The organism is Thiothrix nivea DSM 5205, assembly GCF_000260135.1.
GTDB classification, from domain to species: domain Bacteria; phylum Pseudomonadota; class Gammaproteobacteria; order Thiotrichales; family Thiotrichaceae; genus Thiothrix; species Thiothrix nivea.
This window is the reverse complement of the sequence record NZ_JH651384.1, coordinates 2,082,140-2,097,435: the sequence shown is the minus strand read 5'-3', so window position 1 is coordinate 2,097,435 and position 15,296 is coordinate 2,082,140. Positions and strand designations below refer to the sequence as shown.

The following is a 15,296-nucleotide window of genomic DNA, read 5'->3' as shown; positions in this document are numbered from 1 at the left end:
TCAAAAAGTGACAGTATTGACAGTTTGGGCGTGACAGGCGGGGGGGGCAGGTGACAATCTTGGGGCGGTCGGTTGTCACTTGAGGCTGGCACGCAGTGCCTGGCGGATCATCTCTTCCACGCCTAACCCTTGGTTCTCGTAAGCCGCAATCATCTGGCTGGCTTGCGCGGGTTTGTAGCCAAGCGCCAATAGCGCGTTGATGGCCTCGTCGCTGGCGGAGGTTGCAGGGGCGCTGGTGGCTGCCGGGATGCTGGCGGTGTTGCCGCCTTCGCTTTTAGGCAGGCGGTCACGCAATTCGATGACCAAGCGTTCGGCGGTTTTCTTGCCAACACCGGGGATGCGGCTCAGGCGGGCAATGTCGCTGGCGTGGATGACCTGACGGAATTCCAGCGGGTTCATGCCGGAAACAATCGCTAGCGCCATCTTGGGGCCGACCCCGTTCACTTTCAGCAGGTGACGGAATAGTTCGCGCTCGGTCTGGGAACTGAAGCCGAACAGCAGTTGAGCGTCTTCCCGCACCACAAAATGGGTGTAGAGGGTTACGTCTGCCTGCAATTCCGGCAGGTCGTAAAACGTGGTCATGGACGCTTGCACTTCATAACCGACGCCATTCACATCCAGCATCAGGTCGGGGGGCTGTTTAACCAGCAGTTTGCCACGCAGCAGTCCAATCATGGTGGATTCCTCTGACTCCCTCCCAGGGGGGGGGCGGGGGAAAATTCTATCGCCCGCGCAATCCGGCTCTGCAAATGGCTGGCGTGCGCATGGCACAGCGCCACCGCCAACGCATCCGCCGTATCAGCTTGCAAGCGCCCGTGCAGCCCCAGCAGGATTTTTACCATGTGCTGTACCTGGGTCTTGTCAGCACCACCTTTGCCGACGGTGGCCTGCTTGACTTCCTTGGGGCTGTATTCGGCAACCGGCAGGCCGCAGGTAACACCCGCGCAAATGGCTGCACCGCGCGCCTGCCCCAATTTTAGCGCGGAAGCGGCATTATTGGAGACGAAGACGTCTTCAACCGCCATTTCCACCGGTTGGTGTTGGCAGATGATGTGGGTCAGTTCGCGGAAAATGACGCCGAGGCGTTCGGGTAGGGGGGCATCGCCCAAGCGCAGGCAAGTGCTGAAAACATGCCGGGTGTGCTGGCCATCGGTTTCGATCACCCCAACGCCCGTCTGGCGGGAGCCGGGGTCTATGCCGAGGATGCGGCGCAGCGCCACCTTAACCGTGCGCCTCCAGGGCTTCATCGCTGAAATCGGCATTGGTGAAGACTTCCTGCACGTCGTCGAGGTCTTCCAGCATGTCGATCATTTTCAGCAATTTTTCGGCTACTTCGCCTTCCACTTCCGTCAGGTTGTCTGCGCGCATGGTGACTTCATCCAGATCCGGGGTGAAACCGGCGGCGATCAGGGCATCCTTGACTGCGGTGAAATCTTCCGGCGCGGTGATGATTTCAGCGGAACCGTCATCATCCATCTGGATGTCTTCCGCGCCAGCTTCGAGGGCGGCTTCCATCAGCTTTTCCTCATCAATGCCGGGGGCGAAGTTCATTACGCCTATTTTTTTGAACTGGAATGCGACCGAGCCGTTGGTGCCGAGGTTGCCGCCATGTTTGGTGAGGGCGTGGCGCACTTCACCGACAGTGCGGTTGACGTTATCGGTCATGGTTTCGATGATGACCGCAATGCCGCCGGGGCCGTAACCTTCATAACGCACTTCGGAGTAGTTTTCCGCACCGGTTTCGCCTGCGCCGCGCTTGCACGCCTTGTCAATGGTGTCTTTCGGCATGTTCGCGCCGAGCGCCTTGTCGACCGCCAGGCGCAGGCGCGGGTGGGCGTTGGGGTCGGAAGTTTTGCCTTCCTTCGCCGCCACCGTGATTTCACGGATCAGTTTAGTCCAGATTTTGCCCCGTTTTTTGTCAACAGCAGCTTTCTTGTGTTTGATGTTTGCCCATTTACTATGACCGGCCATGTCGAACTCTCGTCAGTTTATCCTGAAAAATGCGGCGTAGTTTAGCATGGAAAAAAGCTGCCTGTCCTGATACGTCCAGCCCCTTTTTTCTTGCCCCAATTTTGCTTTATGCTCTGATATGGCTGGAGATTACCGTATGATGAGCACGCCATACACGCACCACGTTTTTTTGAGGAGAAACACAGATGTCGGCAGAATATCCCATTGTTGCTATTACAGGTTCTTCGGGGGCAGGGTCTTCTGCCGTCATCACGGCGCTGGAACACATTTTCTGGCGCGAACGGGTCAAGGCAGTGTATGTCGAGGGCAGCGCCTTCCACCGTTACGACCGCAAAACCATGCGGGAGGAGGTGCGCAAGGCACAAGAGGCGGGGCGCAACCTGACCCATTTCGGCCCAGAGGGCAATCATCTCGACAAGCTGGAAACGCTGTTTTTCCAGTACGGCGCTACCGGTACTGGCTTGTCGCGCCATTACCTGCATACCTGTGAACAGGCAGGGCATTGGGGGCAGGAGCCGGGTACTTTCACCGCCTGGGAGCCAATGGACAGCGACAGCGACCTGCTGTTGTACCGTGGCCTGCATGGCGCGGTGCTGGCCGGGGACATCAACATCGCCCAGTACCCGGATCTGCATATCGGCATGGCACCCAACGCCAACCTGGAGTGGATGCGCAAAATTGACCGCGACAGCCAGTTGCGCGGGTATTCGCGGGAAGAGGTCATGCAAATGATCCTCAGCCGTCTGCGTGATTACGTGGATTACATTACCCCGCAGTTCAGCCGCACCCATATCAATTTCCAGATGATCCCATTGGTGGATACGTCAGACCCTTTCGGGGCGGAACTAACCCCCAGCGTGGATGAGTGTTCGCTGGTCATCCACTTCCAGCAGGGGGTGAAGTTGCCTCATTTCCCGAGTCTGCTGGAAGTGATCCCCGGGGCGGTGATGTCACGCCGCAGCACCCTGATCGTGCCGGGAAAGAAAATGCTGCTGGCGGTTGAGACCATCCTGCTGCCGCTGATCCATGACCTGATCCAGCGTAGCCGCCAGTTGCGCAATATCACCGACGTACCCAAAGAGCGGGGCGCGGGCGTGCTGGGGGTGCTGGCGTAAGCCTTGCCTGGCAGTTAAACTTCGATCATCTCGAAATCCTGTTTGCTGACCCCGCATTCGGGGCAGCGCCAGCCGTCGGGTATATCCTCCCAGCGCGTGCCTGGGGGGATGCCTTCTTCCGGCCAGCCCTGTTCCTCGTCGTAAATCCAGCCACATACCAGGCACATCCACTGTTTCATGAGACGGTTGACTCCTCTTGTTGAGCATGAAGGGTTCTTAATTATCCGATCAGCCGGTTTTCCTGCTCAATCAATGCCAGTAATCCTGCGGGTATTGGCCACCAGTAATCAGAAACAGGGTGCTTGCTGATTAATTACTGGGGCGCGTGGACGGGCGTTTGTTAAAATCGCGGTATAGCAGCAAGCGTGTCAGGGCGTAGCATGGGAAGTATCTTGTTAATATTCGCAATGGTGGTGGTGTTCGTTGGCTGGGCGGCCTTTAAGCTCGGTTTCAGCAAGGGTTGGCAGGAGGGTTACGACACTGGCGAAAAAGCCGGGCTGAAACAGGGCAAGGAGGACGGCATGAAAGCGGGCCTCAAGGCAGGCATCAAGGAGCACATGATCAGCACGCTGGCAGAAATTCCCGAAGTCCCCGGCATCCACGCCGACCTGCACCAGCAGGCACGTGAGGAAATCCTCAAGGTACTCAATACCAAACCGGCGGCGAAACCCTCGGCTCTGCCCAAGACCAGTTTTATGTCGACGATGTGGCAGGAGTACGGCGGTTGGGTATTGGTGCTCGGGTTCGTATTGCTGCTTGTATACCTGTTCCGATCAGGGTAAAAAAGCTGTGGTATTTTCCTTCCCACAACACCAACAGAAGCTAGCCCCATGAAAACAGCACCACGCGAAATCGCTACCCCTTGCCCGCAAATGTCGCTGAAGGTTCCCGAAGGCATGACCCAGGTGGAATTCTTCAACAGCCCGGCCAACCTGAAAAACCTGGCGGAAGAAAACGGCCTGTTCCGCACCCCCGAAGACTTGCTGATGTACCGCAAGCTGGTCGGGCATAGCGTGGAATTCGACACCTCCATCATCCTCGACACTTCGCGGCGCATCCTTGATCCTCTAGGCCGCCCGGTGCGCCGTGACCAGATGAAGCGGCAGGAAAAGAAAACCTGGTCGAAAATGACCCAAATCCTGTGCGATTACATGTTTGAAAAATACCCCGACCCGGCGGATCACCTGATCCTGTGCGGGGAGGCCAGCCTCGATTCCACTTGGCCGCTGAACAAACCGGGCGTGCCCAGTATCCGCATGATCCACAACCATTTCATGGCCTTCCCGATGGAATTGCTGCGTGATGCCAAAGAGGCCGACCCCAGTAACCCGAACCTGACTGACAGCGGCCACAACACCCTGTTCCTGCGCCAGTTGAGCGAGTCTTACCGCAAGTTTCTGGAAGTGCTGGATTTGCAGATTCTCCAGTTGCTGCCAGCGGAAGAGGCGGCGCTGAATCTGACCGGCTACCCGCAAGGCTTGCCGTGCTGGGAAGTGTTGGGTGGGGCGGAGCGCCTGAAAGACCAGTATTTCTGGTACGAATACGAGCAGGTGTTGCGTGGTTTCCTGGATTTCTACCAGACCTTCTTCTCGCTGGTGGCGACCGGGGAAGCGCGGGTGCCGGGAAGCGCCAATTTCCCCAATCAGATTGACGATGTGCTACTGGGCAATCAGCGCTTCCAGCGGGTAGCGCGGGATTTGCGGGAAAAAGTCATTCAAGACCCGCAGTTTGCCAATGACATCCGTTGGCGGCCTGCCTACAAGCAAATCCTGTTCCGTGACGACAAGGGGCGTCTGGTGGTGACGATTTCTCAGAACTCGGTGGGTAACGCCATCACCGAGTTGCTGGGGATCGTGGTCAAGCGTCAGGTGGATTCCGATGCCTATGCTGCGGTGGAAGAGGGGCTGGTCAGCCGTTTGCTGGAAGCGCGCGCGCGTTTGCAGGCGGCCAATCTGGGTGAGTCGCTGTCAGCGCCGTGCTGGCCGAACGGGCGTTACCAGTCCTGCCGTTAAACCTTATCCCTCTGTTTCTGTGCCCTCTGCGTCTGTAACAGCGTGGAGGGGCATAGCCAGCACCTTGTCGATGCGGGTTCCATCCATGTCCACCACTTCCAGCCGCCAGTTTTCCCATTCGCAGGTGTCGGCGGTTTCCGGCAAGCGCCCCAGCAGTAGCATCAACATGCCGCTGAGGGTGTGGTAACGGCCTTTGTCTTCTTCGGGGACGGTGCGTAAACCCAGCCGGTCTTTCAGTTCGGGGACAGGGATTAGCCCATCCAGCAGCCAGCTGCCGTCATCCCGCCTGACTGCCCAGGCGTCTTCTTGGCGTTGTGGCTTGAACTCACCAGTAATCGCTTCCATCAGGTCATACAGGGTGACGATGCCTTGCACTTCGCCGTATTCGTCGATCACGAACACCATTTGCCCGCCGGAGTCCTTGAGGTTTTCCAGCAGTTCCATGCCAGTGAGGGATTCGGGCACGAATACCGCCGGTTTGAGGGTTGCTGTCAGGTTGGGTTTTTCATCCCGCAGCATCTGGTTGAGCAGGTGGCTGGTGCTGACGACGCCCAGCACTTCCTTCCAGTTGCCGCGCACTACCGGGAAGCGCGAATGGCGGTGGTTTTCGATGTGGCTAAGGTTGTCTTCCAGCGATTTTTCCACATCCAGATAGGCCACATCGCTACGTGGAACCATGAAGGAGGCAATCTGGCGGTCGTCGAGGCGGAAGACGTTGCGTACCATCTGGTGTTCCTGTGCTTCGATCACGCCAGCTTCGGAACTTTCGTTCAGCAATAGGTGGATGTCTTCCTCGGTGACGCTCACCAGCTTGTCGTTTTTTATGCCCAGCAAGCGCAGCAACAGGCGGGTGGAGGCGGCCAGCAGCACCACAAACGGTTTGGCGATCACGGCTAACCACAGCATCGGGCGGGCGGCCAGTCGGGCAATGGTTTCGGGGTGGATTTGCCCCATGCGCTTGGGTACGAGTTCGCCCAACACGATGGAAAAATAGGTGATGCTGACCACGACCAGTCCAGTGGCAAGCAGGTCTGCGTAATGGGTTTCCATACCCCAGCTTTGCAGCCAGACGCTCAAGGGCGGGCTGAGAGCCGCTTCACCCACGATGCCGTTGAGGATGCTGATGGAGGTGATGCCAATCTGGATGGCGGACATGAAAAAGGTCGGGTCTTCACGCAGGCGGATGGCCGTGGCAGCGGCGCTATCCCCCTGTTCGGCCAGGTTTTGCAGGCGCGCCTTGCGGGCGGCAACCAGCGCAATTTCCGACATGGCGAAAAATCCGTTAAGCAAAATCAGGCCAAACAGTATGGCAATATCCACGCTTGAAAAATCCTGTTATTGAAAAACACGCGAGCATTGTACTATCAGTAGCCGCGCTATTGAGGAGTTACCTTGCCATTACCCGTTTTGAGGAACGTATGAAACTTGGAACCTGTTTGTATAACGACCAAACCTATGTCTGTATCGCTGAAGGTGACGGGGTATTGATCCCGGCGCTGGAACCGGGTTTTGACCAACCGGCATGGCGTGACATGCTGACGCTGATCGATAGCGGAACCGATCTTACTGTCGTGCAGGCTGCTGCAACGGATGCCATGCGGGTGGATGCCGCCAACATTACCCTGCTTGCCCCGATTCCGCGCCCGCGCAAAAACGTTATGTGCCTCGGCCTCAACTATCTGGAACATGCGGAAGAAACTGCCAACCAGATTGGGCGCACCGGCAAGGCGCCGCAATACCCGATTGTTTTCACCAAATGCCCCACCAGCGTCACCGGGCATGAAACTGAAATCCCGTTTGACCCGGACACCTGTTCGCAATTGGACTGGGAAGCGGAACTCGGCCTAGTGTTGGGCAAGGGCGGCAAGAAAATTTCCCGCGATCAGGCGCTGTCACACGTATTCGGCTATACCGTGATCAACGACCTGAGCGCGCGCGACATCCAGCTCAACCACAAGCAGTATTTTCTGGGAAAAAGCCTGGATGGTGGCTGCCCAATGGGGCCGTGGATTGTGACGGCGGATGAAATCGCTGATCCGCAGAATCTCGATATTAGCTGTCGGGTGAATGGTGTGACCAAGCAGGCTTCCAACACCTGCAACATGATTTTCGACGTTAGTACCATTATCGAATGGTTATCGCGCGGGATGACGCTGGAAGCGGGGGACGTGATTGCTACCGGCACGCCCAGCGGGGTTGGCTTTGTGCGGGAACCGCCGGAATTCCTGTTGCCGGGGGATGTGGTGGAGTGCGAGGTGAAAAGCGTTGGTGTGTTACGCAACAAAATCGTCTGATCGCCCAGCCTTACTCGCGGCCATCGCGGTAATAGCCGTCATCCTCCTCCTCCATCACTGGGCGCTCACTTTCACGGGCGGGGTTAGGGGAGGGTTTGCTGCTGGATGCGGCCTGCTTGCGCTGCTCCTCGCTGCGGATGTCGTCACGCAATTCGCGGGTCATGTCGTGGATGGAGCCACCTTTTAAACCGACTTCACCCAGCAGGGTTTCAATCAGTGGCACTTGCGCACGGTAACGCAAGGCGCTGTCCACCACCTGATCCGCCAGGCTGCTACCACCGCCGTTGCCGCCACCAGCAGATGATGTGCCGCCATTGCCGCCGGAACCGTTGCGCCCACCACCCATGGCGTTGTTGAGGCCGTCGATGTGCATGATCTTGATGCCTTCGATGTTTTCGATCGGGCGCACGCTTTCGCGGATGATGTTGGGCAGTTGCTTGACGATTTCCAGCTTAACCTGCATGGCGATCTGTTCGTTGGAAAGCAGGTTGGAGGCTTGGTTGAGCGCCTTCTTGCCTGCCGCTTCGATTTCGTAGCGGATTTGCGCGGCCTGCGCGGCCAGTTTTTCCACATCGGCATTGGCTTCGGCGATGATGCGCTGGCGGCGGGCTTCCTTTTCGGCGCTGATCAGCTCGACAATGCGGGCGCGTTCGGCTTCGGCGCGTTCGCGGGCGGTGCGGATTTCTTCGGAAATCTTCTCGAATTCAGCCTTGACCTTGTTGGTTTCGATCCAGGCTTGCGAGACTTCGCGTTCCATCGATGCCTGCTGGATGTTCATGGACTGCTGGGCGCGTTCGATCAGCAGTTCCTTTTCGATGTTGATTTCTTCGATTTTGCGCTGGGTTTCGGCTTCGTTTTCGGCTTTCTGGCGCTTGCGCTCGTTTTGGGCGACGGTTTCCTTGTATTCCATCTCCTCTTTCTTGATGGTGGTTTCCAGGTTTTTTTGCTTGATAGCGATCGAGGTTTCCTGGGCGACGTTGTTGCGGCGCTTTTCGTTTTCGGAAACGATCTGCTCCAGGATGGTCAGGCCGCGCGAGTCGAACGAGTTGTTGGGGTCGAAATAGCTTTTGTCGGTCTGGTCAAGGCGGGTCAGGGAAACGGATACCAGTTCCAAGCCGTTTTTGCGGAATTCGGCGTTGACGGCTTCTTCCACGTTGTGCTCGAAATCGGCGCGTTTCTGGTGCAGTTCGTCCAGTTCCATGCCGGACGCCACCGAACGCAGGGCGGCCACGCAGGGGGCTTCAAACAATTCTTTGATCTGGTCTTGCCCCATGGTGCGTCGGCCCAAGGCGCGGGCAGCGGTGCTGATGGCGTTTCCGTCCGGCGCGACCCGCAGGAAAAACTCTGCCGTGACATCCACCCGCAACGGGTCTTTTGTCACCAGCGCCAGTTCCTGTTCGCGGGCGATTTCGATTTTCATGGTCTGCATGTTGATGGGCAAGGCTTCATGCAGGATGGGCAGGACAAAAGCACCACCCCCCATGATGACCTTTTCCCCGCCAAAACCGGTGCGGACGTAGGAAGTATCCTTCTGCGCCCGCTTGTAAAAGGCGGAAAACAGGAAGCCCCCCAGCAGCACCAGCGCCAGAATGCCAATGGACAGGTAGATATAAAGGTTCAACGGCATGAATTTACCCCATGCGAAACGTGTATAGGGGTGATTATACGCAAAATTTTGCGAGTACGCTTAAAGCCCTCTTCCCTGTCCAGCCAAGCGTGCGGCCAACAGGGTCACAAAGCACTGGCCGTAAACATAAGTACCCCCGTATAGGAACCGGCAGTTGAATCACTGCTGTCGGCATAGGAGAACGTCCAGTCAGCCGCCCTTTCCGTTACCAAGTTGGCGAACGCTGTCCCCGTTACATTGACGGCTGCGCCAGTGCCGTTATCTGGCACCGGCGGCGCAGGCAAATTGCTGTCACTGGAAACAATATGGATAGCAGAGAACGGTATGCTTGCCGAGCCATTGCTTAGGGGGCTGACAACTGTAGTGCGTAAGGCTATTTGCCCGGCATTGCTCCTGACTTCCACTGGCAGCGTCGCATTTGCCGTGGAGGCAAAGAGCGGCACGCTGCCATCCCAGCTTAGCGGCATGGCAGCGCCATTCGTCACGCTGGCGGGAAACGAGGCTGAAGTATCGAGCGTCACAGTATCGACTGTACCGCTGGCGACGGGAAAAGCGCCGGAACCGACCCGAAAAAAGATGAACTTGCCGATATTGATGTTGAAGTCAAGTGCGGCACTGGCCGAAACCGTTTGTTCCGGGGCAGAAAGCGGTGCTGTGGTTGTCTGGCTATCAGCCATGGCTGGCCTTGTGCCTGCTGCAACAGCAAGCGCGCAAGACAGCACCATGCCCACCCGCAGGCTAGGGGACGGCATCACCGGAACTCCGCGTTCACTTTGAAACTGCCCTTTTCCCAATCAATAGCGCCTGTCGCCTTGACCGGAAAAGCCATGAGTGGCGTTTTCCCCCCACCAATCGCGCGGGCGGAAAGTGGTAAAACACGGGTTTGCCCAGGCATGATTGGTGTACCCTCCGGAACCAATTCGAATGCCTGCCCGTTGCTGTCTACCGCCTCCAGGCTACCCCCCAAACGCCCATGGGCATCGCCGGTATTGTTGACTGTGACAACTGGCGTGCGCTTTCCACCCACATCCTGCATCGCAACCTGGGTCATGCCCAGCTTGGGTTCAGCCCCATTAACAGCCAGGTAGACCGCGACTGCAATACGCCCACTGACGGGTAGGCTCAGACTTGCCCCGCCGGATTCGACAATGGTTTTGTGGGCTGGCTCAATTCCCTCAACTGCCAGCATGAAACGGCACTCGGTACGTGGCGTGTTGGGGGGGGATTTCCGCCTGAAACCGGAAAGACTTCTTGCCTTTGGCGCCAATCTTGACGGAACTGCGTTCCAGTGTAATCCAGGGGCGGCAGCTGCCCGGGCGTAGCTCATCGTAATAGGTAATGCGGCCATCTGGCGTATAACTCCAGTCCAGTGTCCGCAAAGTTACTTCCGTGGCGGTAGAACCAACATTCTGGATCTCGATGGACTGGCCAATCCGCTTGCCGCCATCCCCTGAAATTTCAAATCGTGACGGGCTGACCGCAATTTCAAAAGATTTCGCCATTGCTGTTGTGGAAGCCAAGCCCGCCAGCAATAGCAGGCATGACCATAGCCATTTATTTTTATATTTCACGGTAACACCTCAATTTCAAACCATGATTCAAAGCCAAAACTTTCCCCCGGTGACAAGCGGATGGAAGCCAGTTCAACATAGAGCGTCAAATCCAGCCCCTCACTCATCCAGGCGTCATCAACCTTGCCAGACCAGACCAGTACCCGCTCGCCAGGGCGGGCGCTTCCATCAGAAAATAGCCCGTTACCGCGCCATTCCAGCCGCAGCCCACTCGGCGACACCAGACCGGGGATAGCAGCAGGCGCCACATAATAAATACGCGCCTGTTTACCCACATACGGTGCGGTCGCCAAGCGGTAATCAACCCGGCCAAATTTCACAATTGCCTGGGTTGCATCCGGGCTGTCCGCCAGTAAGCCACCGTTATTGCCCAACACTACCGGAGCCTCGACCCGGCTGCTCGGTGATGTTGAATCATCCAGGCGCTCACTCCCTGCATGCACAGGGCAAGCCTGCGCGGATATGCACAATGCCAGCCAGAGCAACAACCTGCGTCGTGTAAATGTATCGTTCATGGGATAGTCGCTGTAAAAGTAACCCGCCCGCTGTATTGTCCTGCCGGATACAGGGTGGCGTTGTCATAACTGAACACCAGGATGTTGGACAGGGTGGCGCTTCCCTTGCTGTTGGAGGAGGAGCCATTGCCATTATTGCCGGGCGTACCTGTCTGGAATTGGGCCAACAGTTGGGAACCGGAACCCGTAAAAGCCCCATCCTGAATATCCTGGCCCGCCAGTGAGCTGGTTTCCTGCAAATAGGACACCCAACTGACGCTGGTAGCCGGAATGATGGTTGCGCCACAGCCACTGCCAGCGACGCAGGTAAATCCTGCTGATGAATTAGCCACCAGCGTAACCGTTACCCCACTTCCCCCGCCACCGCCCGTTACCTTGGGGGACAAGGTAGCCACTTCGACCAGCACGCCATCGGCCACCGAAGTGGCAGGGGCGTCTGTTGACCCTGTTATGGATGAGCTGCTGGAACTGACATTGCTGCCAGAAACATCGAATGTCACCCGGTTGACAACCCCAGACAAGGGGGAGCCAACGGTCATGGTGATAACTCGTGGGTCGTTATTGCCCAGATTACTGGTAAAAGTGAAAACGGCGCTGGCCCCTCCACTGGAGGAGGCCAGCACCGCTCCTAGCAATACACGCCACTTCAACTTTGTGGAAAACCAACTGATGTAGGGTAAGTGACGTGTACGCTGTTTCATCATAATCCCGGTATTACAGGGTAGTTGCCGTATAGGTGGTTGTCTGTGTATGGACGCCTGCCGCCGCCTGGGCCAAGGTAGTGCCCTTAATGGAGTATGTCCAAGTGGCAGTCATCAGGGTATTTCTGGTGACAGGGACTGTTGTTCCACAGGCAGTAGTTGCGCCCGGATGATTCAGGGTACCGGCACTACGGGCAACTTCCACATTAGAGGATGTCAAGCCTTCACCTGCGGTAAACATGGCGTCTGCTGTTGTCGCGCATGTCAGGTTGGCGCCATTTAAGGCATTAGTCCAGACAAAGGCGTTCAAATCCTGGCCTCCGGTATCCGCAAATAATGGGGCTACGCCATCCCACGTGGCTTCCTGATTACTGCCATCCGCCAGCGTGCTGCCGGGAGCCGAGTTGACGGTGGGGGAGGCATCAAATGTCAATTGGTCAACCGTTGTACCCGCCGTACCTACCCGCAGAAGAATAAGCTTGGGGACAGTGACCTGCACTTTAGCTTGTGCTGTCGCTGTTACGTTACCAGTGGCGTCATCCTTGTAACCGTATTGGCTTTCAGCCAAGACGCCACTGCCGATGAATAAAAGGCCAATTGCCGTAGCAATTGTTATTTTTCTGACCATCATAATAATAGACCTCTTTTTTTATGATTAAATGGATCAACCAAGTTGGTATTATCATAGATTTCATTTATCGATAATAGTTCCAAAGTCAACCATTTATCAATTTATTTTAATTAGGGGGATATTTGACCTGGCTTGTCCACGCAAAGGTACATTTACCTCCTGCCCCGCTGTATCCGATACGCCCCATGGCAAAGGAATGCTATCCAGGTTAAGCCCTAACTGATGGGAGCCTGTAGCCACCTGGGCAAAACGGAATTCCCCTTTGGCTCCGGTTGCCATCTGGTAATGCCCATCCAGCAACACTTCTACACTGGGGGCGCCCGCTTCACTGGCTTGTTGTACTCCATCCCGGTTTTCATCAAAGAATACCACCCCGCTGATGTCACCGCTGCCAGCAACCCCCGGTGTTTTGTTTCCCAATACGCTATAAGGTTTGCCGCTGGTTTTTTGCCAACGGAGATAGGCATACATATGTTTATCCTGAGTCCGGAACAATTCCGGCTCCATAAGTGAGCTTCCCTGGTAGTTTACCTGGGCCTCATTGACACTCGCGGAAGCCCCCAACTGCCACTCTTTGCCAAGCTTGTATTCAGTCGCTACGGTGCCTGCCAACCCCTGGCTGGTGGACAGGTTGCCATCACGTGAGGTGTAGCGCAGGTTACCGCTGATGTTCCAGTCGGCATCCAGCCAGTAAAGGGCATTAATGGCCGCTGTCGGGTAAGTCTGTGTGTTTCCGGCGCTACGGTCATGGGCAACACCCAGCGTGGTTGTCAGCTCCGGACGCATGGTTTCGTATTTGCCGGTGACCCACTCCTGCTCCCACTGGATTTCGTCGCCTGTTGCAGTCACCCCGTTGCTTACCAGGGATTCATTACGCCGCAAAATGGCATTGAAGCGGCTGTGCCCCATGTTGCTAAAACGTGTCTGGTAATTGAGGCTGGCGGTAGTGCTACGGGATTTACTTGTTTTTTCATCAGAGGCTGGGTTCGTGGAAGTACCAGTATGGCTCACGTGGATGTTGCCGCCCAATTGCCTGTCAGCGTTGAACTGGTAAAGGGCATTGGCATTCATGCCAATACGTTTGGAGGCAATCTCCCCTGAGCTTTCTGACGGATTGGTTTGTTCAATGTCCACGCCCCCACCGGCATTGAAGCGGGAGCCTTCCCGGTCGATGCGCCAGTATGCTCCCCGGTTGTTGGCCAGTAACAAACCGTCACCAAAATGCAAACCGGGTTCAGCAGCATACGTACCCAGCTCGTTACGGTAACGCCCCTTGCGAAAACCAGCCTCAAGGAATACCCCGTTTGCATTCTGCCCATGCTCGGCTGACTTGCCTGAAACCTTGCTGCCAATGGCGGTTGCCCGCACTTTCAAGCCATCGTGATCCAGTTGTTCCTGCCCATATCCCAATGATGCGGCCAAACTGGTGATATTTTCCGTTTCACCCGAAAAAGCATCATCATCCAAGTTCAGCACCGGGACATCCTGCGCCTGGTTGAGCTGGATGCCCGCCTGCATGTTGTCGCCAATTTTATGGCTATAACCCAACCAGGACAGCTTGCCCCCCGTCGCTTCAAATCCGGGGTAAGGGCTGCCCCTTAGTTCCCCCAGTTGCCCGTAACCCGCCCGTAAATCAAAGCCCTTGCTGTAAACCCGCGTTCCCACGCCCTGTACTGGGCTGGTTCCCAAGGCGAGACGGTAACTCCGCCCCAGAGAATTCGTTATCTCGCTGTTAATGACGCCTGCGGAAGTATCTGCCTGGATCTCGGTTGTGACGGGTAAACCCAGGTTGCGGACGGTAGCCTTGGCATTTTTTTGCTTACCTTCCGTTTCAAGAACGGTGAAGCTGCCTGGTGTGTCCGTCGTGTTCCGCCCTCTGGCGTCCAATTGAAAGATAATTTCACCATGATTGGCGGTCTCCAACCGGTATTCGGTACGGATGCCGCCAGTGGAAACCTTGCTCCCTTCTGTATTGGTGGCCGTGGAATCAGCAACATCTACCCGGCTTTCCAGGGAGAAAGTCCTTAAGCCCTCAGGTTCTGGTTCAGGATTTTCTTCGCGGATAAAATCTATAGCCGGAGCTTGGTTGGTGTCCATGAATTTGTCCTGATAGGCTTTCGGCTTATCCGCCAACAGGCGTTTCAGGCGCTCCTGCTCAGCCTGAAAGGAATCAAGCCCCTCAATTTCAGCGCTTACGGATTCCTGTTCTACCACAAGCTTGCCGTCACCCGGCGGCTTGGCAATGGCTGGCAGCGACAATAAAAAAATGCCGGACGCAAGGAAACAATCCCCCCGCGCATACCGGCGGGCGTCGCCCCTGAAATGCTTGTAGCCCCATGTGAACATTTTGAATTCACTTGATTTTAACCAGTCAAGGCAGCCATTCTAGCGATTAATACTTAATGGCAGCTTAGTCACCCTAACGGCAAAAAACATCACCCCATCAGGCAGGTAGAGGTAACCAACGGATTTTATAATGCGGTTGCGGTAACGGTATCTGTTCCCGCGCAGGCATAATTTATTTGCTCATCATCACAACTGGTTAGGTCAACAAAGGCTCCGCTTTCAACATTGGCCTGACTGGAAACGCCGTCGGCAGTTATACTCAGGGAGATGCTGACGGGAATCATAACTTTAATTTTGACACTCGCGGCAGTACTGGCTTTATCCTCTCTCAGGCTGTGCTTACCTGAACTTTCCGCCATCAAATTTGTACTACCAAGCAGAAACGTAACAACAAAAATACTCGAAAGGAAATTTTGAAAACTGCTGTTCATTTCGCAATTCCTCTATATTAATGAGCCCTTCACGCCCCTCTTTGGAATTGTCTAATATATGTTACCATTAAATAGAGCGGAT

18 protein-coding genes are annotated in these 15,296 nt (G+C 56.0%); 4 read left to right on the top strand and 14 right to left on the bottom strand.

Features of this window, described 5'->3' with window-relative positions; all coding sequences use genetic code 11:
- Positions 1-75: 75 nt before the first annotated feature.
- From ruvA to THINI_RS10445, 3 genes are read right to left on the bottom strand one after another with little or no spacing between them, the layout of a single operon-like run.
- The gene (gene ruvA / locus THINI_RS10455) at positions 76-675 is read right to left on the bottom strand and encodes a Holliday junction branch migration protein RuvA (RefSeq protein ID WP_002708565.1); all 600 of its coding nucleotides are present in this window, start codon (positions 673-675) and stop codon (positions 76-78) included.
- Positions 672-1,247, bottom strand: a complete 576-nt coding sequence (gene ruvC, locus THINI_RS10450) for a crossover junction endodeoxyribonuclease RuvC (RefSeq protein ID WP_154724392.1) — start codon at positions 1,245-1,247, stop codon at positions 672-674. The genes ruvA and ruvC overlap by 4 nt, the downstream gene beginning before the upstream one ends.
- The gene (locus tag THINI_RS10445) at positions 1,222-1,971 is read right to left on the bottom strand and encodes a YebC/PmpR family DNA-binding transcriptional regulator (RefSeq protein WP_002708563.1); all 750 of its coding nucleotides are present in this window, start codon (positions 1,969-1,971) and stop codon (positions 1,222-1,224) included. The genes ruvC and THINI_RS10445 overlap by 26 nt, the downstream gene beginning before the upstream one ends.
- Positions 1,972-2,156: 185 nt before the next feature.
- Here THINI_RS10445 and THINI_RS10440 point away from each other — a divergent pair, with 185 nt between their 5' ends.
- Positions 2,157-3,086 carry a phosphoribulokinase gene (locus tag THINI_RS10440; RefSeq protein WP_002708562.1) on the top strand — a complete coding sequence of 310 codons (930 nt, stop codon included), beginning with the start codon at positions 2,157-2,159 and terminating at the stop codon, positions 3,084-3,086.
- Positions 3,087-3,100: 14 nt separating this feature from the next.
- On the opposite strand, the gene THINI_RS10435 is transcribed toward THINI_RS10440, so the two are convergent.
- Positions 3,101-3,265 carry a rubredoxin gene (locus tag THINI_RS10435; protein WP_002708561.1) on the bottom strand — a complete coding sequence of 55 codons (165 nt, stop codon included), beginning with the start codon at positions 3,263-3,265 and terminating at the stop codon, positions 3,101-3,103.
- 213 nt (positions 3,266-3,478) lie between these two features.
- Between THINI_RS10435 and THINI_RS10430 the strand changes: the two genes are divergently transcribed.
- Positions 3,479-3,868 (top strand): FliH/SctL family protein, encoded by a 390-nt coding sequence (locus THINI_RS10430; protein ID WP_154724391.1) that lies wholly within the window; start codon positions 3,479-3,481, stop codon positions 3,866-3,868.
- 48 nt (positions 3,869-3,916) lie between these two features.
- Complete coding sequence (locus tag THINI_RS10425; RefSeq protein WP_002708559.1) at positions 3,917-5,098, top strand: hypothetical protein; 1,182 nt, start codon at positions 3,917-3,919, stop codon at positions 5,096-5,098.
- A gap of 3 nt (positions 5,099-5,101) precedes the next feature.
- On the opposite strand, the gene THINI_RS10420 is transcribed toward THINI_RS10425, so the two are convergent.
- The gene (locus THINI_RS10420) at positions 5,102-6,418 is read right to left on the bottom strand and encodes a hemolysin family protein (RefSeq protein WP_002708558.1); all 1,317 of its coding nucleotides are present in this window, start codon (positions 6,416-6,418) and stop codon (positions 5,102-5,104) included.
- 98 nt (positions 6,419-6,516) lie between these two features.
- Here THINI_RS10420 and THINI_RS10415 point away from each other — a divergent pair, with 98 nt between their 5' ends.
- Positions 6,517-7,392, top strand: a complete 876-nt coding sequence (locus tag THINI_RS10415; RefSeq protein WP_002708557.1) for a fumarylacetoacetate hydrolase family protein — start codon at positions 6,517-6,519, stop codon at positions 7,390-7,392.
- A gap of 10 nt (positions 7,393-7,402) precedes the next feature.
- On the opposite strand, the gene THINI_RS10410 is transcribed toward THINI_RS10415, so the two are convergent.
- From THINI_RS10410 to THINI_RS10375, 9 genes are all read right to left on the bottom strand, one after another.
- Complete coding sequence (locus THINI_RS10410; protein ID WP_002708556.1) at positions 7,403-9,019, bottom strand: flotillin family protein; 1,617 nt, start codon at positions 9,017-9,019, stop codon at positions 7,403-7,405.
- Between the two features lie 104 nt (positions 9,020-9,123).
- Positions 9,124-9,771: a hypothetical protein gene (locus THINI_RS10405; protein ID WP_002708555.1), complete on the bottom strand. Its 648-nt coding sequence runs from the start codon at positions 9,769-9,771 to the stop codon at positions 9,124-9,126.
- On the bottom strand, positions 9,771-10,208 hold the full coding sequence (locus tag THINI_RS25990; RefSeq protein ID WP_211206974.1) for a hypothetical protein: 438 nt from the start codon (positions 10,206-10,208) through the stop codon (positions 9,771-9,773). Before THINI_RS25990 ends, THINI_RS10405 begins: the two co-directional genes overlap by 1 nt.
- A complete protein-coding gene (locus tag THINI_RS25985; RefSeq protein ID WP_211206973.1) occupies positions 10,195-10,590 on the bottom strand; it encodes a fimbrial biogenesis chaperone in 396 nt (131 codons plus the stop codon). The genes THINI_RS25990 and THINI_RS25985 overlap by 14 nt, the downstream gene beginning before the upstream one ends.
- The gene (locus THINI_RS10395; protein WP_002708553.1) at positions 10,587-11,105 is read right to left on the bottom strand and encodes a hypothetical protein; all 519 of its coding nucleotides are present in this window, start codon (positions 11,103-11,105) and stop codon (positions 10,587-10,589) included. The genes THINI_RS25985 and THINI_RS10395 overlap by 4 nt, the downstream gene beginning before the upstream one ends.
- Entirely contained in the window at positions 11,102-11,806 is a 705-nt protein-coding gene (locus THINI_RS10390) for a hypothetical protein (protein WP_002708552.1), read from the bottom strand. The genes THINI_RS10395 and THINI_RS10390 overlap by 4 nt, the downstream gene beginning before the upstream one ends.
- Positions 11,807-11,819: 13 nt before the next feature.
- Complete coding sequence (locus THINI_RS10385) at positions 11,820-12,374, bottom strand: hypothetical protein (protein ID WP_169314613.1); 555 nt, start codon at positions 12,372-12,374, stop codon at positions 11,820-11,822.
- Between the two features lie 159 nt (positions 12,375-12,533).
- A complete protein-coding gene (locus THINI_RS10380) occupies positions 12,534-14,783 on the bottom strand; it encodes a hypothetical protein (protein ID WP_002708550.1) in 2,250 nt (749 codons plus the stop codon).
- Between the two features lie 125 nt (positions 14,784-14,908).
- Positions 14,909-15,214, bottom strand: a complete 306-nt coding sequence (locus THINI_RS10375) for a hypothetical protein (RefSeq protein ID WP_002708549.1) — start codon at positions 15,212-15,214, stop codon at positions 14,909-14,911.
- Between the last annotated feature and the right edge of the window lie 82 nt (positions 15,215-15,296).